23 protein-coding genes are annotated in these 25,063 nt (G+C 66.7%); 17 read left to right on the forward strand and 6 right to left on the reverse strand.

Going from position 1 to position 25,063, the window contains the following annotated elements:
* Nucleotides 1-2: 2 nt before the first annotated feature.
* From odhB to lpdA, 5 genes are all read left to right on the forward strand, one after another.
* Nucleotides 3-1,529 carry a 2-oxoglutarate dehydrogenase complex dihydrolipoyllysine-residue succinyltransferase gene (gene odhB, locus TSB10GB4_RS19705; RefSeq protein WP_186397138.1) on the forward strand — a complete coding sequence of 509 codons (1,527 nt, stop codon included), beginning with the start codon at nt 3-5 and terminating at the stop codon, nt 1,527-1,529.
* Nucleotides 1,530-1,616: 87 nt separating this feature from the next.
* A complete protein-coding gene (locus TSB10GB4_RS19710; protein WP_186397139.1) occupies nt 1,617-2,183 on the forward strand; it encodes an HXXEE domain-containing protein in 567 nt (188 codons plus the stop codon).
* Between the two features lie 18 nt (nt 2,184-2,201).
* Complete coding sequence (locus TSB10GB4_RS19715; protein WP_186388711.1) at nt 2,202-2,816, forward strand: LysE family translocator; 615 nt, start codon at nt 2,202-2,204, stop codon at nt 2,814-2,816.
* Nucleotides 2,817-2,850: 34 nt separating this feature from the next.
* Nucleotides 2,851-3,609 carry an SDR family oxidoreductase gene (locus tag TSB10GB4_RS19720; RefSeq protein WP_186397140.1) on the forward strand — a complete coding sequence of 253 codons (759 nt, stop codon included), beginning with the start codon at nt 2,851-2,853 and terminating at the stop codon, nt 3,607-3,609.
* Nucleotides 3,513-5,075: a dihydrolipoyl dehydrogenase gene (lpdA, locus tag TSB10GB4_RS19725; protein WP_371328921.1), complete on the forward strand. Its 1,563-nt coding sequence runs from the start codon at nt 3,513-3,515 to the stop codon at nt 5,073-5,075. The genes TSB10GB4_RS19720 and lpdA overlap by 97 nt, the downstream gene beginning before the upstream one ends.
* A gap of 149 nt (nt 5,076-5,224) precedes the next feature.
* On the opposite strand, the gene TSB10GB4_RS19730 is transcribed toward lpdA, so the two are convergent.
* The 4 genes from TSB10GB4_RS19730 to fsa all read right to left on the reverse strand — a co-directional run bounded on the left by TSB10GB4_RS19730 (nt 5,225) and on the right by fsa (nt 7,798).
* A complete protein-coding gene (locus tag TSB10GB4_RS19730) occupies nt 5,225-5,443 on the reverse strand; it encodes a hypothetical protein (protein WP_186388714.1) in 219 nt (72 codons plus the stop codon).
* Nucleotides 5,444-5,608: 165 nt separating this feature from the next.
* On the reverse strand, nt 5,609-6,025 hold the full coding sequence (locus TSB10GB4_RS19735; RefSeq protein ID WP_186388715.1) for a hypothetical protein: 417 nt from the start codon (nt 6,023-6,025) through the stop codon (nt 5,609-5,611).
* Between the two features lie 82 nt (nt 6,026-6,107).
* On the reverse strand, nt 6,108-7,067 hold the full coding sequence (locus TSB10GB4_RS19740) for a tyrosine recombinase XerC (RefSeq protein ID WP_186397141.1): 960 nt from the start codon (nt 7,065-7,067) through the stop codon (nt 6,108-6,110).
* A 77-nt stretch (nt 7,068-7,144) separates the two neighbouring features.
* On the reverse strand, nt 7,145-7,798 hold the full coding sequence (gene fsa, locus TSB10GB4_RS19745) for a fructose-6-phosphate aldolase (RefSeq protein ID WP_186388717.1): 654 nt from the start codon (nt 7,796-7,798) through the stop codon (nt 7,145-7,147).
* A 190-nt stretch (nt 7,799-7,988) separates the two neighbouring features.
* Here fsa and TSB10GB4_RS19750 point away from each other — a divergent pair, with 190 nt between their 5' ends.
* From TSB10GB4_RS19750 to TSB10GB4_RS19780, 7 genes are all read left to right on the forward strand, one after another.
* Nucleotides 7,989-10,214 carry a primosomal protein N' gene (locus TSB10GB4_RS19750; protein WP_208984891.1) on the forward strand — a complete coding sequence of 742 codons (2,226 nt, stop codon included), beginning with the start codon at nt 7,989-7,991 and terminating at the stop codon, nt 10,212-10,214.
* Between the two features lie 256 nt (nt 10,215-10,470).
* A complete protein-coding gene (locus TSB10GB4_RS19755) occupies nt 10,471-11,031 on the forward strand; it encodes a F0F1 ATP synthase subunit delta (RefSeq protein WP_244293129.1) in 561 nt (186 codons plus the stop codon).
* On the forward strand, nt 11,031-12,560 hold the full coding sequence (gene atpA / locus TSB10GB4_RS19760) for a F0F1 ATP synthase subunit alpha (protein WP_186397142.1): 1,530 nt from the start codon (nt 11,031-11,033) through the stop codon (nt 12,558-12,560). Before TSB10GB4_RS19755 ends, atpA begins: the two co-directional genes overlap by 1 nt.
* Before the next feature lie 33 nt (nt 12,561-12,593).
* Entirely contained in the window at nt 12,594-13,472 is an 879-nt protein-coding gene (locus TSB10GB4_RS19765) for a F0F1 ATP synthase subunit gamma (protein ID WP_186397143.1), read from the forward strand.
* 24 nt (nt 13,473-13,496) lie between these two features.
* Nucleotides 13,497-14,936 (forward strand): F0F1 ATP synthase subunit beta, encoded by a 1,440-nt coding sequence (atpD, locus tag TSB10GB4_RS19770; RefSeq protein WP_186397144.1) that lies wholly within the window; start codon nt 13,497-13,499, stop codon nt 14,934-14,936.
* A gap of 24 nt (nt 14,937-14,960) precedes the next feature.
* Nucleotides 14,961-15,368, forward strand: coding sequence for a F0F1 ATP synthase subunit epsilon (locus TSB10GB4_RS19775; RefSeq protein ID WP_186397145.1), 408 nt, complete (start codon nt 14,961-14,963; stop codon nt 15,366-15,368).
* A 148-nt stretch (nt 15,369-15,516) separates the two neighbouring features.
* Nucleotides 15,517-16,167, forward strand: a complete 651-nt coding sequence (locus TSB10GB4_RS19780; RefSeq protein ID WP_186397146.1) for an alpha-ketoglutarate-dependent dioxygenase AlkB — start codon at nt 15,517-15,519, stop codon at nt 16,165-16,167.
* 22 nt (nt 16,168-16,189) lie between these two features.
* Here TSB10GB4_RS19780 and ubiB read toward each other — a convergent pair whose 3' ends face one another.
* Both ubiB and ubiE read right to left on the reverse strand, forming a co-directional pair.
* Nucleotides 16,190-17,758 (reverse strand): 2-polyprenylphenol 6-hydroxylase, encoded by a 1,569-nt coding sequence (ubiB, locus tag TSB10GB4_RS19785; RefSeq protein WP_186397147.1) that lies wholly within the window; start codon nt 17,756-17,758, stop codon nt 16,190-16,192.
* 7 nt (nt 17,759-17,765) lie between these two features.
* Entirely contained in the window at nt 17,766-18,551 is a 786-nt protein-coding gene (ubiE, locus tag TSB10GB4_RS19790) for a bifunctional demethylmenaquinone methyltransferase/2-methoxy-6-polyprenyl-1,4-benzoquinol methylase UbiE (protein WP_371328922.1), read from the reverse strand.
* 220 nt (nt 18,552-18,771) lie between these two features.
* Between ubiE and mutM the strand changes: the two genes are divergently transcribed.
* From mutM to dnaN, 5 genes are all read left to right on the forward strand, one after another.
* The gene (gene mutM, locus TSB10GB4_RS19795; RefSeq protein WP_186397149.1) at nt 18,772-19,677 is read left to right on the forward strand and encodes a bifunctional DNA-formamidopyrimidine glycosylase/DNA-(apurinic or apyrimidinic site) lyase; all 906 of its coding nucleotides are present in this window, start codon (nt 18,772-18,774) and stop codon (nt 19,675-19,677) included.
* A 138-nt stretch (nt 19,678-19,815) separates the two neighbouring features.
* A complete protein-coding gene (locus tag TSB10GB4_RS19800) occupies nt 19,816-20,589 on the forward strand; it encodes an enoyl-CoA hydratase (protein ID WP_186388726.1) in 774 nt (257 codons plus the stop codon).
* Nucleotides 20,590-20,783: 194 nt separating this feature from the next.
* Nucleotides 20,784-21,050 (forward strand): 30S ribosomal protein S20, encoded by a 267-nt coding sequence (gene rpsT, locus TSB10GB4_RS19805; protein ID WP_186388727.1) that lies wholly within the window; start codon nt 20,784-20,786, stop codon nt 21,048-21,050.
* A gap of 1,156 nt (nt 21,051-22,206) precedes the next feature.
* Nucleotides 22,207-23,685 carry a chromosomal replication initiator protein DnaA gene (dnaA, locus tag TSB10GB4_RS19810; RefSeq protein WP_186397150.1) on the forward strand — a complete coding sequence of 493 codons (1,479 nt, stop codon included), beginning with the start codon at nt 22,207-22,209 and terminating at the stop codon, nt 23,683-23,685.
* A gap of 230 nt (nt 23,686-23,915) precedes the next feature.
* Complete coding sequence (dnaN, locus tag TSB10GB4_RS19815) at nt 23,916-25,034, forward strand: DNA polymerase III subunit beta (RefSeq protein WP_186388729.1); 1,119 nt, start codon at nt 23,916-23,918, stop codon at nt 25,032-25,034.
* Nucleotides 25,035-25,063: the final 29 nt, after the last annotated feature.

The raw sequence follows: 25,063 nt of genomic DNA on the forward strand, positions 1-25,063 counted from the left end.
TCATGGCGACCGAAATTCGAGTGCCCACCCTCGGAGAATCCGTGACCGAGGCGACCATCGCCCAGTGGTTCAAGAAGCCTGGCGACAAGGTGAACGCGGATGAGCCGATCGTCGAACTGGAGACCGACAAGGTGACGGTCGAGGTTCCCGCGCCTGCCTCCGGCACGCTCACCGATATCCTGGTCAAGGAAGGCGATACCGTCGAGGTCGGCGCCCTGCTGGGACAGATTTCGGAAGGTGCGGGTGCGGCCGCCGCCTCGCCCGCAAAGGCGTCCGCGCCCAAGGCCGAGAGCGCCAAGCCCGCTCCGGCCGCTTCCGCATCCGCCGAGACCGTCGACGTGGTGGTGCCGTCGGCCGGCGAGAGCGTGACGGAGGCCGATGTCGGCGAGTGGTTCGTGAAGGTCGGCGATCAGGTCAAGGCCGACGACGTTCTCGTCGAACTGGAGACCGACAAGGCCGCCCAGGAGATCCCGGCACCGGCCGCGGGCACCGTGGTCGAGATCGCCGCCAAGACCGGCGACACGGTCACGCCCGGCCAGTTGCTGCTGAAGATCGCCGTCGGCGCGGGTGCCGCGGCCCCCGCCAAGGCGCCGGCCCCTGCGAAGCCGGCACCGGCCGCTGCCGCCGGCACGAGCATGCCGCCGGCCCCGGCCGCCGCCAAGATGATGGCGGAAAAGGGTCTTGCCGCCGATCAGGTCGCCGGTTCCGGCAAGCGCGGTCAGGTGCTCAAGGGCGATGTCATCGCCGCCGTCGCCTCCGGTATGGCTCAGCAACCCTCTGCCTCCGCGGCGCCTGCTGCCGCGCGTGCGCCGTCCGTTGGCGAAGATGCGGCGCGCGAGGAGCGCGTTCGCATGACCAAGCTGCGCCAGACCATTGCTCGCCGTCTGAAGGACGCGCAGAACACCGCCGCCATGCTGACCACCTATAACGAGGTGGACATGGGCCCGGTGATGGAGCTGCGCTCCACGTACAAGGACCTGTTCGAGAAGAAGCACGGGGTGAAGCTCGGCTTCATGGGCTTCTTCACCAAGGCCGTCTGCCATGCGCTGAAGGAGATTCCGGCGGTCAATGCCGAGATCGACGGCACCGACATCATCTACAAGAACTACTGCCATGTCGGCGTCGCCGTCGGCACCGACAAGGGGCTGGTGGTTCCGGTCGTGCGCGATGCCGACCAGATGTCGATCGCCGAGATCGAGAAGAAGATCGCCGAACTCGGCCGCAAGGCGCGGGACGGCAAGCTCGGCATGGACGAGATGCAGGGCGGCACCTTCACCATCTCCAATGGCGGCGTTTACGGCTCGCTGATGTCGTCGCCGATCCTAAATGCCCCGCAGTCGGGCATTCTCGGCATGCACAAGATCCAGGAACGCCCGATGGTCGTGAACGGCCAGATCGTCGCCCGTCCGATGATGTATCTGGCCCTGTCCTACGATCACCGCATCGTCGACGGCAAGGAAGCGGTCACCTTCCTCGTGCGCGTCAAGGAGAGCCTTGAGGACATCAAGCGGCTCGTTCTCGACCTGTAAGTCCGAGCCGCGGGGCGGCGCGAACCGCGCCGTCCCGCGACACGTCGCGACGGTGCGGGCGCGCACCTGACCTCCGGGAGGGCGGCCATGCGTGAGACAATCGCAAGATTGCAGGCGAACTGGGTCTATGGCGGCGCCCTCGCCGGGGTCGTGCTGCTCGTTCTGGCGCCGCTTCTGACCGCCGGCTGGCCTTGGGCCGAGGTACTCATCTTCCTGGGCCTGCCCGTCTACATGCTGCACCAGCTCGAGGAACATGACGGCGACCGGTTCCGCCGCTTCGTCAACGAGGTGATCGGCAAGGGGCGTGAGGTGCTGTCGGTCGCCGCCGTCTCCGTGATCAATGTCGGCGGGGTCTGGGGCACGATGGCGGTGACCCTGTGGTTGATGCGCGCCGTATCGCCGGGCTGGGGCCTGATCGGCGTCTATCTGCTGCTCGTCAACGCTGTCCTGCATATCGTACAGGCGGTTGCGCTGAGACGCTCCAACCCCGGCCTGGTGACGGCGACGGTGTTGTTCCTGCCGCTAGGGGCGCTTGCCTTCGGCGAGCTTGCCGGTGCGGCCAGCCCGGTTCAGCACGCGGTGTCCCTGGCGCTGGTGCTGGTGCTGCACGGTGCGATCGTTGTCAGCGTGCGCCGCCGGCTCGCGGGCGGCTAAAGTAACGGGAGGCGGATCATGGGTTGGGAATTCCTGCTGACGGCACTGGTGGTGGTGCTCTCCCCAGGCACGGGTGTCGTCTACACGGTCGCGACCGGCCTTGCGCGTGGCCGCCTGCCGGGGATCGCCGCGGCCTTCGGTTGCACGCTCGGCATTCTGCCGGCGCTGATCGCCGCCACCTTCGGGCTCGCCGCGCTGTTGCACGCGAGCGCACTCGCCTTTCAGGTGCTGAAATATGCGGGCGCCGCCTATTTGTTCTATCTCGCCTGGCAGGCGCTCAGGAATGCCGGACCGCTGGCCTTCGACCGTGACACCTCCGGGCCTGCGGACCTGGTTGCGGTGGCGCGGACGGGCTTTCTGATCAATATGCTCAACCCGAAGCTCTCGCTGTTCTTCCTCGCCTTCCTGCCGCAGTTTCTGGCCCCGGGGCAGGGGGCAGTGGAACTGCAGATCCTGTCCATGGGCTCCGTCTTCATGGGGCTGACGCTGGTGGCGTTCATCGGTTACGGCGTCTTTGCGGCGGCCGTTGGTGCCCGTGCGCTGCGCAGCAGGCAGGTGATGGCCTGGATGAGCCGGACGGTTGCGGTCGCCTTTGCCGGTTTCGGCGCTAGGCTCGCTCTGGCGGAGCGCTGATCTGGTGACGCAGGTATCTTGAACGGAGAGGCCGATGACCGAAACCGTCATGATCGTGACAGGCGGCAGCCGCGGCATTGGCGCTGCGACGGCCATTCGCCTCGCCGCTACCGGCTCAACGATCCTCTTGACCTATGTCGCCAATCCTGAGCGCGCCGATGACGTCGTCTCGGCGATCGAGGCGGGTGGCGGCCGGGCAAAAGCGATCAGGGCGGATGTCGCGAGCGAGGACGATTGCCTGAGAACCTTTGCCGAGGCGGACAGGATCGGCCGGCTGACCGGGCTGGTGAACAATGCCGGTGTGGTCGACGTTGCCGCGCGGCTGACGGACATGTCCTTTGCCCGGCTGCGGCGCATCTTCGATATCAACGTGCTGGGCACGATCCTGTGTTCCCGCGAGGCGGTGCGCCGCATGTCGACCGCTCATGGCGGTAAGGGCGGGGCCATCGTCAACGTGTCGTCGGCCTCTGCCAAGATCGGCTCGCCGGCGCAATATATCGACTATGCCGCCGCCAAAGGGGCGATCGACACGTTCACGGTGGGCCTTGCCAAGGAAGTGGCCGCCGAGGGCGTGCGGGTCAATGCGGTGCGTCCGGGCATCATCGAGACGGAAATCCACGCTTCGGGAGGCGATCCCGACCGGGCGACGCGCGTGGCGGCCGAGCTGCCGATGCGCCGGGCCGGACGGGCCGAGGAATGCGCCGAGGCGATTGCCTGGCTGTTGTCGGACGCCGCGAGCTACACGACGGGCGCGATCCTGGACGTGTCCGGCGGTCGCTCGATCCTCCCTTGAGTCAGGAAACATGGCAGCGGACGCTGCCGGAACGAACGCAACAAGAGGCGAATGCTATGTCACAGTTTGATCTCGTCGTCATCGGCACCGGACCTGGCGGCTATGTCTGCGCCATCAAGGCAGCGCAGCTCGGGCTCAAGGTGGCGGTGGTCGAGAAGCGCGCCACCCATGGCGGCACCTGCCTGAACATTGGCTGCATCCCCTCCAAGGCGATGCTGCACACCTCGGAACTGTTCGAGGAGGCGTCCGAGCATTTCGAGGACTTCGGCATCAAGGTCGGCAAGCCGAAGCTCGATCTCAAGGCGATGATGGGCCACAAGCAGAAGACCATCGACGGCAATGTCAGCGGCATCGAATTCCTGTTCAAGAAGAACAAGGTGACGCCGTTCCACGGCACGGGCCGCATCCTTGCGGCCGGCCGTGTCGAGGTGACCGCCGAGGACGGCTCGAAGCAGGAGATCGCGGCGAAGTCCATCGTCATCGCCACCGGCTCCGACGTGGCGCCGCTTCCCGGCGTGGAGATCGACGAGAAGCAGATCGTCTCTTCCACCGGCGCGCTGGAACTCGACAAGGTGCCAGGCAAGCTGGTGGTCGTCGGCGCCGGCGTCATCGGCCTCGAGCTCGGCTCCGTGTGGCGGCGGCTCGGCTCCGAGGTGACGGTCGTCGAGTTCATGGACAAGATCCTCGGCCCGATGGACGCCGACATTTCCCGCAACTTCCAGCGCATCCTCAAGAAGCAGGGCGTCGAGTTCCACCTGTCGTCCAAGGTGACGGCCGTGGAGAAGACCGGCAAGCAGCTCGCCGTCACGGTGGAGCCGGCCGCCGGCGGCGAGGCAGCCGCGAAGACGCTGGAAGCCGACGTGGTGCTCGTTGCCATCGGCCGCCGTCCCTATACGGCAGGGCTCGGCCTCGAAGAGGTCGGCGTGGCGCTCGACGAGCGCGGGCGGGTCAAGACCGACGGCCACTACCAGACCACCGTTCCTGGCATCTACGCGATCGGCGATGTGATCGCCGGGCCGATGCTGGCCCACAAGGCCGAGGACGAGGGCGTCGCCCTTGCCGAAATGCTGGCGGGACAGGCCGGCCATGTGAACTACGGGGTCATTCCCGGCGTCGTCTATACCAGCCCCGAGGTTGCCGAGGTCGGCAAGAGCGAAGAGGCGCTGAAGGCGGAGGGCGTGTCCTACAAGGTCGGCAAGTTCGCCTTCATCGCCAATGGCCGCGCCAAGGCGACGAACCATACGGAAGGCTTTGTCAAGGTTCTGGCCGACGCGGAGACCGACAAGGTGCTCGGCGTTCACATCATCGGCCATGGCGCCGGCGAGATGATCCACGAGGCGGCTGTGCTGATGGAGTTTGGCGGCTCCGCCGAGGATCTGGCGCGCACCTGCCATGCGCATCCGACGATGAGCGAGGCCGTGAAGGAAGCCGCAATGGCCGCTTTCGCCAAGCCGATCCACGCCTGAGGGCAGGGAGACCCTGCGGCTGCAAGCCTTGTGCGCCCGCTTGGCCGAGCGTCTGTGTCGACTGAAAAGGCCCGCATCGGTTTTCCGGTGCGGGCCTTTTGCTTGATCGCGGGGAAGCGGCGACCGGCGCCGTTGCGGGCGCGGCCGGCCTACTCTGCGGTCTGTGTTCCGGTCTGCGCGGTCGTGTTGCCGGCCACGACGAGGGCCTCGCTGAGGTCATTGGTGGCGATGGAGCTCTGCGGAGCCTCGGCGGTCGTCGTCGGGGTGGTCTTCTGCGACATCTTGGACCAGTTGCACTCGGCCATGGCCGGCGCGGCGGAGAAGGCGATGAGGGCGGCGACGCCCGTCAGTCCTGCGAGAATGCGCATGCTACTCTCCCTTTGCTCGCGACATGTCGGGACGACATGCCTCCGTCCGCCCGGTCGTGCGGCAGGATTCGAGGGCGAGTCCTGCGCAGACAAGGAAGACGCTACGGGAAGTGTAGTGCAGAAAGGCTGTGACGACCAGTTTTGCCCGGTTGAAAGCCCGCGGGATTATTCCCGATCGAGGATCGCCGCGTGAAAGGCATCCGGTGTGCCGGGCGTATGCGACTGAATCTTTACCAGAGCCTCGATCCGGTCTTCCATCCGGATGACCTCGACTTCCCTGGCTCCGAACAGGCCGGGGAACCGGGCCAGCAACCGACCGTTGGTGAGGCGGGTAGCCTCGGTCCATCCCCATTTGCAGTCCCTGGGGGAACAGCGCGTGAAGACCCGCATCCGCGACACGACCTGCCCGCCGGAGCAGTGGCTTTCAATCTCGATGCGGCGGACCTGCTGGCTGGCCGCGCGAGGGTTATACCAGCGTCCGGCTTCGGGGATGCGGCATCGGTTCTCCGCGTAGGCGATGCTCGGTGGAGCGGCGAAGAACAGGACAAGGGCGGCAGCCAAGGGAATCAGAAGGTTCCACATGCCGGATTCTTGTCCAGCCCCGGCAGCATCGCAAGGGAATTCGATGTTGCGATGCAATCCCGGCGTTCATTGCGGCAACATGTCACTTCTGCTGATGGGCGCGTGGATGGGCTCGGTCATAAGCCTCCAGCAGGCGGGCCGCATCCACCTCGGTGTAGACCTGGGTGGTCGACAGGCTGGCATGGCCGAGCAGTTCCTGGATCGTCCGCAGATCGCCGCCGCCGGCCAGCAGATGGGTCGCGAAGGAATGGCGCAGGGCGTGGGGGGTGGCGCTTTCGGGCAGGCCGAGCGCTCGTCGCAACCCCGCCATGGCCAGTTGGACGATGCGCGGGCTGAGCGGCCCGCCGCGAACGCCGAGGAACAGCGGGCCGTCCGGCTGCGGCACGTAGGGGCAGAGGGCGAGATAGCTTTCCACCGCGTCGCAGACCACGGGCAGCACGGGAACCACGCGCTCGCGCCCGCCCTTGCCGACGATCCGCAGGCTTCTCGTGCCACGGCGCGGCGCCATCCTGCCAGTCAGCGACAGCGCCTCGGAGATGCGCAACCCGCAGCCATAGAGCAGGGTCAGGACAGCGGCATTGCGCGCCGCCACCCAGGGCTCGGCATCCATGGCCGCATCCGCATCGACGAGCGTCATCGCATCGCCGGCCGACACCGGCTTGGGCAGCGAGCGCTTCTGTCTGGGTGGGCGGATCGCCGCGCTGGCGGCGGCATTCACCTCGCCGCGCGTCTCGAGATACCGCAGGAAGGAGCGGATGCCGGCCAGGCCGCGCGCCAGTGTCCGGCTTTCCGCCCCCGACTGCCGGCGCGAGGCGAGAAAGCCGCGAAAGTCCGACGGGCGCAGCTCCTCTAGGGCGTCGAGCCCCGGCGGCTCGGCAAGGTGGTTGGTCAGAAAGCGCAGGAACTGGCGCACGTCGCGCTCATAGGCGACCAACGTCCGGTCGGCGAGCCGCCGCTCCGATCCGAGATGGTCGAGCCAGTCTCCGACGGCGGCGTTCACATCGGCTTTCGCCGACACAAGCAGGGAATCAGCGGCGCTCATGAAGCAAGGCTAGCATGGCATGAGGCAGACACGAATCGGGGCGGCCAGCGGCGTGGCGGCCGCCCCTTCGCTTGCGTTCAAAGGATGCTCTGTCCGGTCTTGGCCCAGTCGGCCAGGAACTGCTCCAGCCCCTTGTCGGTCAGCGGGTGCTTGACCAGTCCCTTCAGCACGGCCGGCGGCACGGTCGCGACATCGGCGCCGACAAGCGCGCATTCGCGCACATGGTTGGCGGTGCGGATCGAGGCGGCGAGGATCTCCGTCTCGAAGCCGTAATTGTCGTAGATGATCCGCATCTCGCGAATGAGGTCCATGCCGTCGATGTTGACGTCGTCCAGCCGGCCGATGAACGGTGAGACGAAGGTCGCGCCGGCCTTGGCGGCGAGCAGCGCCTGATTGGCGGAAAAACACAGGGTGACGTTCACCATGTGCCCTTCATCCGTCAGGGTGCGGCAGGCCTTCAGGCCGTCAAGGGTCAGCGGCAGCTTCACGGCGATATTCTCGGCGATCTCGGCGAGCGTGCGGCCTTCGGCGATCATTGCGTCCGCCTCGGTGGCGGTGACCTCGGCCGAGACGGGACCCTCGACGATGTCGCAGATCTCTGCGATGACGTCCTTCATCGGGCGTCCGGACTTGAGGATCAGCGACGGATTGGTGGTGACGCCATCGAGCAGGCCGGTCGCGGCGAGATCCCGGATCTCCCCGGTGTCTGCGGTGTCGACGAAGAACTTCATGGCGGGCTCTGGCTCCTTCGGGAAACGGGTTCTTGCGGAGTTTCGGGTCGGCGGGGCATCTGCCTCGCCCGGGCCTGACTGCATACCTTAGGATGGCCTGCGGCGACAGCCCCGATTCGCCCGCGGCAGATCCTCTGGCGGAACGGTTTGCCCAGGCCGCAAACAGCAACGAGCAGGAACGAGGACGCGGGTGCCCGATCTTTTTGGCAATGCCGGCAAGGTGCGGCCGGCCACGGTCGCCAGGGTTTTGTTGCCGGTCGCCATCGGCACGGCCTACAGCTACCGCGTGCCGGCGGGGCTGCGCGTGCAGCCCGGCTCCATTGTCCGCGTGCCGCTCGGCCCGCGCGAGGTGGTGGGCGCCGTGTGGTCGCTGGAGCCGGAGGGCGGTTCCGCGGCCGGCAGCGTCGCCCCCTCACGGCTCAAGGACATCCTGCATGTCTACGAGGATGCCCCGCCGCTCGACGACGAGCTGCGCGCCTTGGTCGACTGGGTGGCGAACTGGACGCTCGCCGCGCCCGGCATGGTGCTGCGCATGGTGCTGCGCTCGGAAGAAGCACTGGAGAGCGAGCCGCCGCTCGCCGGCGTCCGCCTGTCGCCCACCGGCGAACGTCCCGAGCGCCTGACGCCGGCGCGCCAGCGGGTTCTGGCGCTGTTGCAGGACGGCACCGGCTTCACCCGCAGCGGTCTTGCCCATGCGGCCGGCGTCAGTTCTTCCGTGGTCGACGGGTTGCTGGCGCACGGCGCGCTGGAAAGTGTCGAGTTGCCGGCGATCCCTCCCTCGCCACGGCCGGATCCCGATTGGGCGCCCCCTGTCCTGACACCGGCGCAGGCGCGGGCCGCGGCGGAGCTGGTCGCCGCGGTGGGGCAGGGGTTCCGCACCTTCCTGATCGACGGCGTCACCGGGTCGGGCAAGACGGAAGTCTATTTCGAGGCGGTGGCGGAAGCCCTGCGCCAGGGGCGCCAGGCGCTGGTCCTGATCCCGGAGATCGCCCTTACCAGCGCCTTCCTGCAGCGCTTCGAGCGCCGTTTCGCCGTGCTGCCGGCCGAATGGCATTCGGAGGTCGCCACCCGCCAGCGGGCGCGGGTCTGGCGCGGGGTGGCGACGGGTGACGTGCGGGTGGTGGTGGGTGCCCGCTCGGCGTTGTTCCTGCCGTTCCGCGAGCTCGGCCTCGTCGTCGTCGACGAAGAGCACGACGGCGCCTACAAGCAGGACGACCGTGTGCCCTACAATGCCCGCGACATGGCGGTGGTGCGCGGGCACATCTCGCGCTTTCCCGTGGTTCTCGCCTCGGCCACCCCGTCGGTGGAAAGCCGCGTCAATGCCGACCAAGGTCGCTATGCCCGCCTCGAGCTGCCCGAGCGCGCCACCGGTGCGCCTATGCCGGAAATCTCGGTCATCGACATGCGCCAGGATGGACCGGAGCGCGGGCAGTGGCTGGCGCCCACGCTCCGCCATGCGATCGGCGAGACGCTGACCGGCGGCGGTCAGGCGCTGCTCTTCCTCAACCGTCGTGGCTATGCGCCGCTGACCCTGTGCCGCTCCTGCGGCCACCGCTTCCAGTGTCCCAACTGCTCGACCTGGCTGGTCGAGCATCGGTTCCGCGGCCGCCTGTCCTGCCATCATTGCGGCCATGAGGAGCCGAGCCCCGACCACTGCCCGGCCTGCGGCGACACCCAGTCGCTGGTCGCCTGCGGCCCCGGCGTCGAGCGCATCGCGGAAGAGGCGGCGGATCTCTTTCCGCAGGCGCGGGTGCTGGTGCTGTCCTCCGATCTGCAGGGCGGCCCCGACCGGCTGCGCCGCGAGATGCGGATCATCGAGGAGGGCGGGGCCGATATCGTGGTCGGCACCCAGCTTGTCGCCAAGGGCCACAATTTTCCGCTCATGCGCCTCGTCGGAGTGGTCGACGCCGATCTCGGCCTCGCCAATGGCGATCCGCGCGCGGCGGAGCGGACTTTCCAGCTTCTGGCGCAGGTGACGGGCCGCGCCGGGCGCATCGGCGGCGGCGGGCGCGGTCTGCTGCAGACCTACGCGCCGGACCATCCGGTGATCCGCGCGCTGGCGTCCGGAGACAGTACCGCCTTCTACGAGGCGGAGATTGCTGCGCGCAAGGCGGCCGGCCTGCCGCCCTTCGGACGTCTTGCCGCGCTGATCGTTTCGGCGCCCGACCGGGGGCGGGCACAGGACTATGCCCGCCAGGTGGCGCGGCTGTCGCCGACGAGCCCCGGGCTCACGGTCCTTGGTCCGGCGGAGGCGGCGTTGGCGCTGGTGCGCGGGCGCTACCGCTTCCGTCTGCTGGCGATGGCGCCGCGCACTGTCGACCTGCAGGCGCTCATGCGCTCCTGGATCGCCCGTCTGCCGAAGCCGGCGGGCGGTGTCCGCCTGCAGGTCGACATCGATCCGCAGAGCTTCTTCTGAGCAGGGTAAAAAGCCGCAGCAGGGGCGTTTGCCGGCCACTTTTGCTCTGTTCGACCTTTTTCGGGCGCAATTGCGGCATTTGGACACCGTGGCGATGTTGCTCCGCCTTGAAGCCTGTGCTAATCGAAGCGCGGCTTTCCGGGGCAGTTGTGACCAAGCACACTCGCCTGACCGCGAAAGATCAGATTTTCCAAAGCCTTGCGGTCAGCCCTGCTGGGCGCATCGGCTCAAACCTGCCGAAGAGAGCACGGACCCTGTGACCGACAACGTATCTCTCATTTCAGGTGTGGCGCACCGTTACGCAACGGCACTGCTCGACTTGTCAGAGGAGCAGGGCTCCGTGGCGGACGTCGAGAAGGCGCTGGAAGCGTTCGACAAGCTGCTCCAGGACAGCGCAGACCTGCGCCGCCTCGTGGAAAGCCCTGTGTTTTCCGCCGATGAACAGCTAAAGGCCCTGACGGCGGTTCTGGACAAGGCCGGCGTTACGGGGCTGGCCGCCAACTTCCTCAAGCTCGCCGCGAAGAATCGGCGTCTCTTCGCCGTGCCGGGCATGATCGCCGCGTTCCGCGCTGGTCTCGCCCGTCGCCGCGGCGAAGTGCCGGCCGACGTCGTCTCCGCGGCACCGCTGTCGGAGGCCCAGCTCTCCGCCCTCGCCGACGCGCTCAATGCGTCGACCGGCAAGAAGGTGGTGATTTCGCCGAAGGTCGATCCCTCGCTGATCGGCGGCCTTGTCGTCAAGGTCGGCAGCCGGATGATCGACACTTCGCTCAAGACAAAACTCAACTCCCTCAAGTTCGCGATGAAAGAGGTCGGCTGATGGATATTCGGGCAGCGGAAATCTCCGCCATCCTCAAGGACCAGATCAAGAATTTCGGCCAGGAAGCCGAAGTTACCGAAGTCGGTCAGGTTCTTTCGGTAGGTGACGGTATCGCGCGCGTCTATGGCCTCGACAAGGTCCAGGCGGGCGAGATGGTCGAGTTCCCCGGCGGTATCCGGGGCATGGCGCTGAACCTCGAGACCGACAATGTCGGCGTCGTGCTCTTCGGCTCCGACCGTGACATCAAGGAAGGCGACACGGTCAAGCGGACCGGCGCCATCGTCGAGATCCCGGTCGGCAAGGGGCTGCTCGGCCGCGTCGTCGACCCGCTCGGCAACCCGCTCGACGGCAGGGGCCCCATCGAGGGTTCCGAGATGCGCCGCGTCGACGTCAAGGCGCCGGGCATCCTGCCGCGCAAGGGCGTTCACGAGCCGATGTCGACGGGCCTGAAGGCCATCGACGCCCTGATCCCGGTCGGTCGCGGCCAGCGCGAGCTGGTCATCGGCGACCGTCAGACCGGCAAGACGGCGATCATTCTGGACACGTTCCTGAACCAGAAGCCGATGCATGCGACCGACAATGAGGGCGAGAAGCTCTATTGCATCTACGTCGCTGTCGGCCAGAAGCGTTCGACCGTTGCCCAGTTCGTCAAGCAGCTCGAGGAATCGGGCGCTCTCGAGTACTCGGTGATCGTCGCCGCGACGGCTTCCGACCCGGCGCCGCTGCAGTTCCTGGCGCCGTTCTCCGGCACCGCCATCGGCGAGTTCTTCCGCGACAACGGAATGCACGCCGTGATCGGTTACGACGATCTGACCAAGCAGGCCGTGGCCTATCGCCAGATGTCCCTGCTGCTCCGCCGTCCGCCGGGACGAGAAGCCTTCCCGGGCGACGTGTTCTATCTCCACTCTCGCCTGCTCGAGCGTTCGGCCAAGCTCAACGAGGCCAACGGCTCCGGCTCGCTGACCGCCCTTCCGGTCATCGAGACCCAGGGCAACGACGTGTCGGCCTTCATTCCGACCAACGTGATCTCGATCACCGACGGCCAGATCTTCCTCGAGACGGATCTGTTCTTCCAGGGCATCCGTCCGGCGGTGAACGTCGGTCTGTCGGTGTCGCGCGTGGGCTCTTCGGCCCAGATCAAGGCGATGAAGCAGGTTGCCGGCAAGATCAAGGGCGAGCTTGCCCAGTATCGCGAGATGGCGGCTTTCGCCCAGTTCGGTTCGGATCTCGACGCCACGACCCAGCGCTTGCTGAACCGTGGTGCGCGCCTGACCGAGCTTCTGAAGCAGGGCCAGTTCCAGCCGCTGAAGACCCAGGAGCAGGTCGCCGTCATTTATGCCGGCGTCAATGGCTACCTGGACAAGCTGCCGGTCAACAAGGTCAGGGACTTTGAAGAGGGCCTGCTTCTGAACCTGCGCGGCGAACATGCGGATCTCCTGGATGGCATCTGGGAGAAGAAGGCGCTCGACGCCGACCTTGAGGCTCGTCTCAAGGCGGCCATCGAGGCCTTCGCCAAGAACTTCGCCTGACGCGACTGACGGCATCCAGGACAAGGGGCGGCCATGCCGAGCCTGAAGGACTTACGAAACCGGATCGCCTCCGTTAAGGCGACGCAGAAGATCACCAAGGCCATGCAGATGGTGGCCGCGGCGAAGCTGCGTCGCGCTCAGGAGGCGGCCGAGGCTGCACGGCCCTACGCGGAACGCATGGAGGCCGTCCTCGCCAATCTCGCCAGCGCCTTCGAGGGCCGGGACGATGCTCCGCGCCTTCTCGCCGGCACCGGCAAGGATGACGTGCATCTCCTGCTGGTCGCGACCGCGGAGCGCGGCCTGTGCGGCGGCTTCAACTCCTCAATCGCCAAGCTGGCGCGCGAGCGGGCGAAGTTGCTGATCGCGCAGGGTAAGACGGTGAAGATCGTCTGCGTCGGCAAGAAGGGCTTCGATGCCCTGAAGCGTGATCTCGGCTCGCACATCGTCAAGACGATCGAACTGCGGCACGTCAAGCGGGTCGCCTTCGAGAACGCGAACGAGATCGGCGACCTGGTCCGCGCGATGTTCGATGCCGGCGAGTTCGACGTCTGCACCCTGTTCTATGCGCGCTTCCAGTCGGTGATCAGCCAGGTTCCGACGGCCCAGCAGCTCATTCCGGCGACCTTCGGCGAGATGGCGAAGACCGTTCAGACCGACGCGGTCTACGAGTACGAGCCGGACGAGGGCGAGATCCTGGCCGAGCTCCTGCCGCGCAACATTTCTGTGCAGATCTTCCGTGGACTTCTGGAAAACGCAGCGTCCGAGCAGGGCGCGCGCATGTCCGCGATGGACAACGCCACGCGCAACGCCGGTGACATGATCAACAAGCTGACGCTCAGTTACAACCGTCAGCGGCAGGCTCAGATCACCAAGGAGCTGATCGAAATCATTTCGGGCGCCGAGGCGCTCTGACCGGATCGAGACGAGGATAGCAAAATGGCTGACAAAGCAGTCGGGCGCATCACGCAGGTCATCGGCGCCGTCGTCGACGTTCAGTTCGACGATCATCTGCCGGCGATTCTGAACGCCCTGGAAACCGATAACAACGGCAACCGCTTGGTTCTCGAGGTTGCTCAGCACCTCGGCGAGAACACCGTTCGCACCATCGCCATGGATGCGACCGAGGGTCTCGTTCGCGGCCAGAAGGTGGTCGACACGGACGAGCCGATTTCGGTTCCGGTCGGTGCCGGCACGCTTGGCCGCATCATGAACGTCATCGGCGAGCCGGTCGACGAGGCTGGCCCGATCGTTCATGAGACGAAGCGCGGCATCCACCAGGAAGCCCCGACCTTCACCGAGCAGTCCACCGAGGCCGAGATCCTCGTGACGGGCATCAAGGTCGTGGACCTGCTGGCGCCTTACGCCAAGGGTGGCAAGATCGGCCTGTTCGGCGGCGCCGGCGTCGGCAAGACCGTTCTGATCATGGAACTCATCAACAACATCGCCAAGGCGCACGGCGGCTACTCCGTCTTCGCCGGCGTGGGAGAGCGTACCCGCGAGGGCAACGATCTCTACTGGGAGATGATCGAATCCAACGTGAACCGCGATCCCAAGGAGCACAACGGTTCAACCGAGGGTTCCAAGTGCGCGCTGGTCTACGGCCAGATGAACGAACCCCCCGGAGCCCGTGCCCGCGTGGCGCTGACCGGTCTCACCGTCGCCGAGCATTTCCGCGACGAAGGCCAGGACGTGCTGTTCTTCGTGGACAACATCTTCCGCTTCACCCAGGCGGGTTCGGAAGTGTCGGCGCTTCTCGGCCGTATTCCTTCGGCCGTGGGCTACCAGCCGACGCTCGGCACCGACATGGGTGCGATGCAGGAACGCATCACCACCACGACCAAGGGGTCGATCACCTCGGTGCAGGCCGTGTACGTGCCGGCCGACGACCTTACCGACCCGGCGCCGGCCTCGACCTTCGCTCACCTCGACGCGACGACGGTGCTCAACCGCTCGATCGCCGAGAAAGGCATCTACCCGGCGGTGGATCCGCTTGACTCGACCTCGCGCATCCTTGATCCGCGGATCATCGGCGACGAGCACTACGAGACGGCTCGTGCCGTGCAGGCGACCCTGCAGCGCTACAAGGCGCTCCAGGACATCATCGCCATTCTCGGCATGGACGAGTTGTCGGAAGAGGACAAGCTCACCGTGGCGCGCGCCCGCAAGATCGAGCGCTTCCTGTCGCAGCCGTTCTTCGTCGCCGAGATCTTCACCGGTTCGCCGGGCAAGCTCGTCGCGCTCGAGGACACCATCAAGGGCTTCCAGGGCCTGGTGAACGGCGACTACGACCACCTGCCCGAGGCTGCCTTCTACATGGTCGGCTCGATCGACGAGGCGGTCGAGAAGGCGCAGCGCCTGGCCGCCGAAGCGGCCTAGGCACGGGAAGGATCGAGGAACGACATGGCGGGAGCATTCCAGTTCGAGCTCGTTTCCCCGGAGCGGCTTCTTCTCTCGGAAGAAGTCACGATGGTGGTGGTGCCGGGCTCCGAGGGCGAGTTCGGCGTCATGGCCGGACATGCCCCAATGATGTCGACCCTGCGCCCGGGCCTTCTGCGCGTCTCGCGTGAGGGCGGTGCGGACCAGGCCTATTTCGTGCGCGGCGGCTTCGCCGAGGCGGGGCCGAAGGGGCTGACGGTGCTGGCCGAGCAGGCGACGTCGCTGAGCGATCTGAAGGCGGAGGACATCGCCAGCCAGATCCGTGATGCGGAAGAAGACCTGGCAGACGCCAGCGACGACGACGCGCGCGCGCGGACGGCGGCAACGCTTGCCCAGCTTCGCGAGGTCCAGGCGGCGCTCAAGCTGGCCTGACGATCGGCCGGCAACATCGGCATGTATCTAGTCCAAACTTGCAGAAGGGCGCCCGCGGCGCCCTTTTTGCGTTTCGGAACGCCAATCCGCCCAGGGGCCGTCCGATAGCGGGTGGACAGGACCGGGCATCTGCGGCGAGACTTCGCGCATGCAGGAGAGGCAGTCACGAGAGAGCGGCCGAAAGGCTCAGGCGGCGCTACCGGACGGGTTTCGGCTGCTGCCGGATCGCCTCGACCGGCAGGCGCAGAAAGATCTGCTTGAGGAGATCCGCGCGGTCGTCGCGGCTGCGCCCCTGTTCACGCCGGTAATGCCGCGCACGGGGACGCCATTCTCCGTCCGCATGACCAATTGCGGCGCGCTCGGCTGGGTGTCGGACAGGGCCGGCTACCGCTATCAGCCCGAGCATCCGGTCACGGGAGAGCCGTGGCCGGCGATGCCGCCGCGGTTGCTGGACTTGTGGCGGGAACTGACGCCAGAGGCGCCACCGCCGGAAGCCTGCCTCGTCAATTTCTATGGACCAAAGGCCCGCATGGGCCTGCATCAGGACAGGGACGAGGCGACTTTCGACGCACCGGTGATCTCCGTGTCGCTCGGCGCGACGGCGCTGTTTCGCATCGGCGGCAGGAGCCGTAAGGACCCGACCCGGTCGCTGCGGCTTGCCTCCGGCGACGTGGTGGTTCTGGGAGGCGCGGCGCGCCTTGCCTATCACGGGATCGACCGGCTGCTGCCGGGCACCTCAACGCTCGTGCGCGGCGATGGGCGGATCAACCTGACCCTGCGGCGGGTGACGCCGGCCTGACGGGGCCTCCCGGCAGCGGGCGTCAGGTGAAGACAGCGATCGCGATCAGCGCGGCGATGACCCACAGCGCGATGCGTCCCGAGCGCGTGTGCCGGGCTTCCGCGCGGCCGATTGCCTCGGCCGTGGCCGGGTCGAAGCGCAGGCCCCTCTCTGCCATGGTTTCGAGCTCGCTCGACAGTCTCCCCGCTCGCTCGGCGAGGATCGGCAGGTCGGCTGCAAGCCGGCCGAGGGCAACAAGCCCGCCGGCGGCATCCTGCAGGCGTCCCGCGGGGCCGAGGTTCCGCTCGATCCAGCCGCGCACCACCGGCTCGGCGGTCCGCCACATGTCGAGATGCGGGTCGAGCGTGCGCGCGACGCCTTCGACCACGACCATGGTCTTCTGCAGCATGATCAACTGCGTTTGGGTGCGCATGTTGAACAGTTCCGTCACCTCCAGAAGCTGGGTGAGCAGCCGGGCCATGGAGATCTCCGAGGCATCGTGCCCGTGGATCGGCTCGCCGATCGCCCGGATCGCCTGGGCGAACACGTCGACGTCCTGGTCGGAGGGAACGTAGCCGGCCTCGAAATGCACCTCCGCCACCCGGCGATAGTCGCGGGTGATGAAGCCGAACAGGATCTCGGCGAGGAACCGCCGCTCCGCCGTGCCGAGCCGGCCGGTGATACCGAAGTCGACGGCGACGAGTTGGCCGTCCTCATCCAGGAACAGGTTGCCCTGGTGCATGTCGGCATGGAAGAAGCCGTCGCGCACCGCATGGCGCAGGAAGGACTGGATCACCATGGCGCCGATGGCCGGCAGGTCGTGCCCGTCGGCGGCGATCCCCTCGATGTCGGAGAGCTTGCGGCCCGAGATCCATTCCATGGTCAGCACGGCCTTGGCCGTGCGTGTCCAGTTGACCTCCGGCACCCGGAACCCCGGGTCGTCGCGGGTGTTCTCCGCCATTTCCGACAGGGCGGCGGCTTCCAGGCGGAAGTCCATTTCCAGCTCGACGGAGCGGGCCAGCGTGTCGACCACCGCGACCGGGCGCAGGCGGCGCGAGGGCGGGTGGATCCGCTCTACCAGCCGCGCCATCAGGTAATAGCTCTTCAGGTCGCGGCGGAAGCGCTCGGCAACGCCGGGGCGCAGCACCTTGACCGCCACCTTGCGGCGCGTTCCGTCCCGCTCCTCGATTTCCGCCGGATGCACCTGGGCGATCGAGGCGGCGGCGACCGGTTCGTCGAAGCGGACGAACAGCTCCTCGACCGGCCGTCCGAGCTGGCTTTCCACCACCCGCCGTGCTTCCTCCATGCCGAAGGAGGGGATCTGGTCCTGCAGGGCGGTGAGGTCGCTGGCGATCTCCCGCCCGACGACGTCCGGGCGGGTGGCCAGGAACTGGCCGAGCTTCACATAGGAGGGGCCAAGCCGGGTCAATGCGTCCGACAGGCGCTTGTCGGCCGCCTTGTCGCGTACGGAGCGCCGCTCCAGCAGGCGGACCGCGCGCAGGGCCATCCGTTGGGCGGGCGGCAGGTCGGGGAGATCGACGATGCCGAAAACGCCTTCCCGCGCCATGACGAAGCCGGCGCGGGCGAGCCGGAAGAGGGATGCGAGCGGCATGGAGGCCTCAGATCGCCCAGGCGGAATGCAGGCAGGCGATCCCGCCCGAATAGTTGCGGTAGCTGACGCGCGCGAACCCGGCCTCGCGGATCATGTCGGCGAAACGCTCCTGGTTCGGGAACTTGCGGATCGATTCCACCAGATAGCGATAGGGCTCGCCGTCGCCGGTCACCATCCGCCCCATGACCGGGATCGCGTTGAAGGAGAACAGGTCATAGACCTTGTCGAGACCGGCGACATCCACCTGGCTGAACTCCAGGCACAGGAAGCGCCCGCCGCGCTTCAGCACGCGCCGCGCCTCGCTGAGTGCCTTGTCGATGCGCGGCACGTTGCGGATGCCGAAGGCGATCGTATAGGCGTCGAACGAGCGGTCGGGGAAGGGCAGGTCCTCGGCATTGCCCTCCACAAAGCTCAGGCGATCGCCGAGCCCCGCCTTGGCGGCGCGGGCTCTGCCCACGTCCAGCATCGAGCCGTTGATGTCGCAGACGACGGCGGAGGTCGCCTTGCCGCCGCGCTCGATGATGCGCGTTGCAATGTCGCCGGTGCCGCCGGCAACGTCGAGGACGCGGAAGGCGCGGCGGTCGGCTCTGGGCGGGGCCAGAGACGACACCATCGCGTCCTTCCACAGCCGGTGCAGGCCGCCCGACATCAGGTCGTTCATGAGGTCGTAGCGGTTCGCCACCTGGTGGAACACCTCGTTGACGAGGGGCTGCTTCTCGCCGCTGGCGACCTTGCGGAAGCCGAAGCTCGTCGCCATTTCCGGGCCGCTCGTCCGCCCCCGGTCGCTGTCCATGCTGGCCGCCATAGGGCTCTCCATGCGCCTGTGTTTCCGCTGATCGAGGCATGGCTTACAGCATTTTCGCGATGAGGTCACGGGTTGCGGGCGCGCCTTTCCGGCGCAGGACATTGCCGGGACGCTTGGCCCGGAGCGAAGGATTGACGCCCCGCCCATCTCCTTTATGCAAGAGGGCGAGACCGCGCGGCCGACGCAGCGCCCCCTTGCGGAGACCTCCATGCCGGAATTGCCCGAAGTCGAAACCGTACGCCGGGGCCTTTCCCCGGTCTTCGACGGTGCCATGATCCGCAAGGTGACCCTCAACCGGGCCGACCTGCGCTTCCCCCTGCCGGCCGATTTCCGCAACCGGCTCGGCGGGCAGCGGATGGTCGCGCTCGGGCGGCGGGCCAAGTATCTGCTGGGCGATCTGGAGGACGGCACCGTTCTCGTCATGCATCTGGGCATGTCCGGCTCCTTCCGCATCGAAGAGGTCGGCGAGGAGCGCTCGCAGCCCGTTGCGGCAGAGGCGTTCCACTATCCGCGCTCGGTCGACCGGGCGCATGACCACGTCATCTTCCATCTCGAGCATGGCGGTGCGGAGCGCCTGCGCATCGTCTACAACGATCCGCGCAGGTTCGGCTTCATGAGCCTCATCGCGCGTGCCGAGGTCGAGCAGCATCCCTGGTTCGCCGCGCTCGGCCCGGAGCCGACCGGCAATGCGCTGGATGCCGAACACCTGGCGAGGGTTGCGGCGGGGCGGGCGACACCGCTCAAGGCGCTGCTGCTCGACCAGCGCGCCATTGCCGGGCTCGGCAACATCTATGTCTGCGAGGCGCTGCACCGGGCAAAGCTCAGCCCGCTGCGCAGCGCCGGAACGCTCGCCACCGCCGCCGGCGCGCCGACGGCAGGGGCAAAGCGGCTTGTCACCGCCATTCGCGAGGTCATCGCCGAGGCCATCGTCGCCGGCGGCTCGACCTTGCGCGACCACCGCCAGGCCGACGGCGAACTCGGCTATTTCCAGCATTCCTTCGCGGTCTATGGGCGCGAGGGCGAGCCGTGTCCGCGCGCCGGCTGCGGCGGCACGGTCGCGCGTATCGTGCAGTCGGGTCGTTCGACTTTCCATTGCCCCCACTGCCAGGGGTAGAAAGGGGCGGCGGCCGGGCCTGGTCGGAGCTCGTCTCGCCGGAAACTGCAAGGTTGCGGCGGCGGGGGCCTTCGGATACCCCTTGATCCGCGAAGGCGGCGCTGGCTGACGACGCGCCGTCCCATTTTGGGAGGTCCCATGGGATACGAGAATATTCGGGTCGAGAAGCGCGGGCGGGTCGCCCTCGTCACTTTGAACCGTCCGAAGGCGCTGAACGCCCTGAATTCCGAACTGATTGCCGAGCTCAACGCCGCATTGGCGCTGTTCGAGAGCGACGACAAGATCGGCTGCGTCGTGCTCACCGGATCGGAAAAGGCCTTCGCCGCCGGCGCCGATATCAAGGAGATGTCCTCGCTCTCCTTCGTCGAGGCCTACAAGACCGACTTCATCACCTCCTGGGACCACGTGTCGCGGTTCCGCAAGCCGATCATCGCGGCGGTGGCGGGCTACGCGCTCGGCGGCGGCTGCGAACTGGCGATGATGTGCGACTTCATCCTGGCTGCGGACAACGCCAAGTTCGGCCAGCCGGAGATCACGCTCGGCGTGATGCCCGGCGCCGGCGGCACCCAGCGCCTGACCCGCTTCGTCGGCAAGTCGAAGGCGATGGAAATGTGCCTGACCGGCCGGATGATGGATGCCGCCGAGGCGGAGCGCTCCGGCCTTGTCAGCCGGGTGGTGCCGCTCGACGAGCTGCTCGAGGAAGCCATGCGCGTGGCCGAGAAGATTGCCGGTTTCTCGCTGCCCACTGCGATGATGACCAAGGAAAGCGTCAACCGCGCCTATGAGACGACCCTTGCCGAGGGCGTGCGCTTCGAGCGTCGCGTCTTCCACTCGATGTTCGCGACGGAAGACCAGACGGAAGGCATGAATGCCTTCGTGGAGAAGCGCGCTCCCCAGTTCAAGAACATGTAGGCGGCGTCCGTCGGCCGGCGGCGCGGGAGTTCACGCGTTTTTCGTGACTTTCGCGTTGACGGCGGGCGGGCGGCCGCCTATAACGCGGTCGACCGGTGGCGGCCCGTTCCGCCGCCGCTTTCGTTTGATCCAGATGGCTTCGACGCCCTGGCCCGAACGAGTCGGATTGTTCACGTAACGCATCAGGACAGAATATGGCCAACACCCCTTCGGCCAAGAAGGCGGCGCGCAAGATCGAGCGTCGCACGGCCACCAACAAGGCCCGCCGCAGCCGGGTGCGCACTTACCTGCGCAAGGTTGAGGAGGCGATTGCCTCTGGCGACAAGGCCGCAGCGAGCGATGCCCTCAAGGCAGCCCAGCCCGAGATCATGCGGGCGGTGTCCAAGGGCGTCTACCACCGCAACACGGTGTCGCGGAAGATTTCCCGCCTGAGCTCCCGCATCAAGGTCCTCGGCGCCTGAGCGTTGCGATCATCGCGGAAGAGTTGGAACCCGGCCTTTTGGTCGGGTTTTTCTTTTGCCGGCATCGACTTTCGTCTCCCTTCCCGCCTAAGCAAGCCGGGCGATTCGAATGCGTTTCGCGGCTTTTGACCTGTCACAAAAACCTTTTCTTAATCAGTGTCTTAAGATCATGTTGGGTGTGGCCTTCGTCGGTGTCTGCGGTTTCCCGTCTGTCAAGATTGAGGTCGTGAATTTTTTTTTCCTGCACAGCAAAATGGTGTGAAAGGCTCGGCCGGATCGAAAACGCTTTGAGTCAAAACGCCTTCCAAATGGCGCCTCGCCGTCATCCGCAGGTGCGGGCGTGACCCTGACCCTCGGGGGCGCCGAATTGCCGGGCGAGACTGTTGCGGGGCCTGTGGGGGCTGTGTATGGTCTTGGTTATCGGGCGCTCGCCCGGGCAAAATCGCAAAACAAAAAAGACAGGGGCCTCTAGGAGAGCAATGTTATATTTGTGCAAAAAATATACATTGGGCGAAAGCCGCGCGTTCTCTTGGAAGAGTTCCAAAAGTTCCCCGGTCAAACGGCGTCTTCTACTGAAGTCGTAGATCGGAAAGACAGTCTCCCCCGCATGATCCAGTCGTTTTTGACTTGCTGGCCCGTCCGGCAAGACAGGATTTCTGTGTCTTGCGGCACGCCGTTTGCGGAGACGGCGGGAGGCGTTGGTGCGGGTGTCGCGACAGGTGTGGTTTGTCTGCGACGGTTGCGCCCAGGGAAGCTCGAGACTGGAAAGAGGGCTTGACGATGACTGCGCAATCCATTTTCTGTGCCGCTCCAGCGTGGCGCCCTTCGAGGGGTGCCACGACCTGATCCATTCATGGGGCGTCGATTGCGAAAGCGTCGGACGGTCCTCTCGCATCCAGCGACCCTCTCCTTGCCGGGGCGATCCATCGCCCGCATGACCCGCAGGAGGTTGAGGCAACGGGAAGCCCCAAGGGGCAGACGAGATTTTCAGCCGGGCGGGCAGCGCTCACTCGGTGAGGCTATCTGTCGCTTTCGCGACACCTGGCGGGCCGGGGACGGCTCGCGACAAGACCGCGCCGAAACGGCGAAAAACACAATAAGTGCAACGGGTTCTGCGGCGGCGGAGCACCTCGTTGACCATTTGGAGGCGATCACGATGAACTTGCAGGAACTGCCGGCATCAGAGACCGCGGGCATTGATCACTGGACGCGCGTCAAGAAGCGGCTGCGGGCCGAGCTCGGAGAGGATGTCTTCACCAGTTGGTTCGCTCGGGTCGATCTGGAGGATCATTCCGATGGCACCGTTCGCCTCTCCGTGCCGACCCGGTTCCTCAAGCAGTGGATCCAGTCCCATTATCGCGAGCGGTTGATGGGTCTTTGGAAGCACGAATGCGATGACGTCCATCGCATCGAGCTGACGGTTCGCGGTGCGGTGCGGGCGCGTCCCGCCGTGGCCGGTCTGGCGCGGACGGCGCCGGCCGCCCCGCGCGCCGCCCAGCAGATCAAGCTGGTCGAGGGGGCTGGCGCGTCCAGGCCGGACACGGCGCCGGGCGGCGTGGCGCGCCCTGTCGCTGCGACCTCGCGCGAGGGCGGCGAGGGCCTGGAAGGTGCCTCGCTCGACCCGAAATACACGTTCGAGTCCTTTGTCGAGGGCGAGTCCAACGCACTGGCGCTGGCCGCCGCGCGTCAGGTCGCCACAGCGGCCTCGGTGACCTTCAATCCGCTCTACATCCATGCCTCGGTCGGCCTCGGCAAGACGCACCTGATGCAGGCGGTCGCCTCGGCGGCGCAGGCGTCCGGGCGCCGGGTGCTGTACCTCACGGCCGAGCATTTCATGTATCGCTTCGTCTCGGCGCTGAAGGCCCAGTCCGCGCTCGCCTTCAAGGACACGCTGCGCACCATCGACCTGCTGCTGATCGACGACATGCAGTTCCTGCATGGCAAGCAGGTCCAGCAGGAATTCTGCCACACGCTGAACGCGCTGATCGACGGCGCCCGCCAGGTCGTGGTGGCTGCCGACCGGCCGCCGGGGGATCTCGAGACCCTCGACGACCGTATGCGTTCGCGCCTGGCCGGCGGTCTCGTCGTTGCCATTTCCGAACCCGATTTCGGTCTGCGCCGCGCTATTTTGAGCAACCGCATCGACGCGGTGCGCCGCTCGCATGCAGGCTTCACCGTTCCCGAAGCGGTGCTCGACTACGTTGCCCGCCACGTCGGCAATTCGGGCCGCGACCTTGAAGGCGCGCTCAACCGCCTGATCGCCCACAACCAGCTCACCAACCAGCCGGTGACGCAGGAGATGGCCGAGGCGACCTTGCGCGATCTCGTTCGCAACGCCGAGCCGCGCCGGGTCAAGATCGAGGACATCCAGCGCATCGTCTCCAAGCACTACAACGTGTCGAAGGCCGATCTGCTGTCGGCGCGCCGCACCCGCACCATCGTCCGGCCGCGCCAGATCGCCATGTATCTCGCCAAGGTGCTGACCCCGCGTTCCCTCCCCGAGATCGGCCGCCGCTTCGGCAATCGCGACCACACCACGGTGCTGCACGCGGTGCGCAAGATCGAGGACCTTGCACGGTCCGACAATTCGCTGGCGCAGGAGCTCGACCTCCTGAAGCGCATGCTGGACGCCTGACGCGGTCCACACGGCATCTTGGGCGGCATCCCGGCAGGGAGGCCGCCCGACATTTTGTCCTCGGCCTGGGTTTCGGGCCTAAAATGAGGCCAAGGCCGAGGGACGGACGGCACCGGCGTCGCGAATGCCACGGAAGTCTCGCCGACACTTGCTTTTCGCAGCGCGAAGGGGCAGTGTCGACGCCCGTTTGACCGTCGCGGTTCCCACGATTTTTGATAATGGACGATGCAATGAAAGTGACCCTCGAGCGGACCGATCTCCTGAAGTCCCTGACCCATGTTCATCGTGTCGTCGAGCGCCGCAACACCATCCCGATCCTGTCCAACGTGCTGCTGCGCGCCGATGGCGGACAGTTGCTGCTGAAGGCGACCGATCTGGATCTGGAGATCTCGGAGAAGGTTGCCGCGCTGGTCGAGCAGCCCGGTGCGACCACCGTTCCGGCGCATATGATCTACGACATCGTCCGCAAGCTGCCCGAGGGCGCGCAGGTGGCGCTGGAGACCTCGTCGGACAATGCGACGCTGGAGATCCGGGCCGGGCGCTCGCGGTTTGCGCTGCAAATGCTGCCGGAAACCGATTTCCCCGACATCACCGCCGGGGAGTTCTCCCATCGCTTCACGCTCGCCTCGCGCGATCTGCGCACGCTGATCGATGCGACGCAGTTCGCGATCTCCACCGAGGAGACGCGCTACTATCTGAACGGCATCTATCTGCATGCGGTGACGGCCGAGGCGGGCGAGCGCCTGCGCGCGGTCGCGACCGACGGCCACCGTCTGGCGCGCGCGGAAATCCCCGCGCCGGCCGGAAGCAGCGGCATGCCCGGCATCATCGTGCCGCGCAAGACCGTCGGCGAGATCCAGAAGCTGCTGGAAGCCCCCGACGCTGAGGCTGCCATCGAGATCTCCGAGACCAAGATCCGCATCACCACCGGCGATGTGATCCTGACTTCCAAGCTGATCGACGGCACCTTCCCGGACTACGGCCGGGTAATCCCGCAGAACAACGACAAGGAACTGCTGGTCGAGCGCGACGAGTTCAAGGCCGCCGTCGACCGCGTCTCCACCATTTCCTCCGAGCGCGGCCGCGCCGTGAAGCTGGCGATCTCGGAAGGGCGGATGATCCTGACGGTGGTCAATCCGGACAGCGGCTCGGCGACCGAGGAACTGGCCATCGACTATGACAGCGACCCGCTGGAGATCGGCTTCAACTCGCGCTACCTGCTGGAGATCACCGGCCAGTTGCGCGGCGACACCGCCTGCTTCCGCCTCGCCGATGCCGGTGCGCCGACCCTGATCCAGGACAAGGGCGCGGAAGACGCGCTCTATGTCCTGATGCCGATGCGCGTCTAGGCGGGTACAGCCGGGGCGGCCGCGGGCCG

Origin of the sequence: Stappia sp. TSB10GB4, from assembly GCF_900185745.1 — a bacterium.
Taxonomy (GTDB): Bacteria; Pseudomonadota; Alphaproteobacteria; order Rhizobiales; family Stappiaceae; genus Stappia.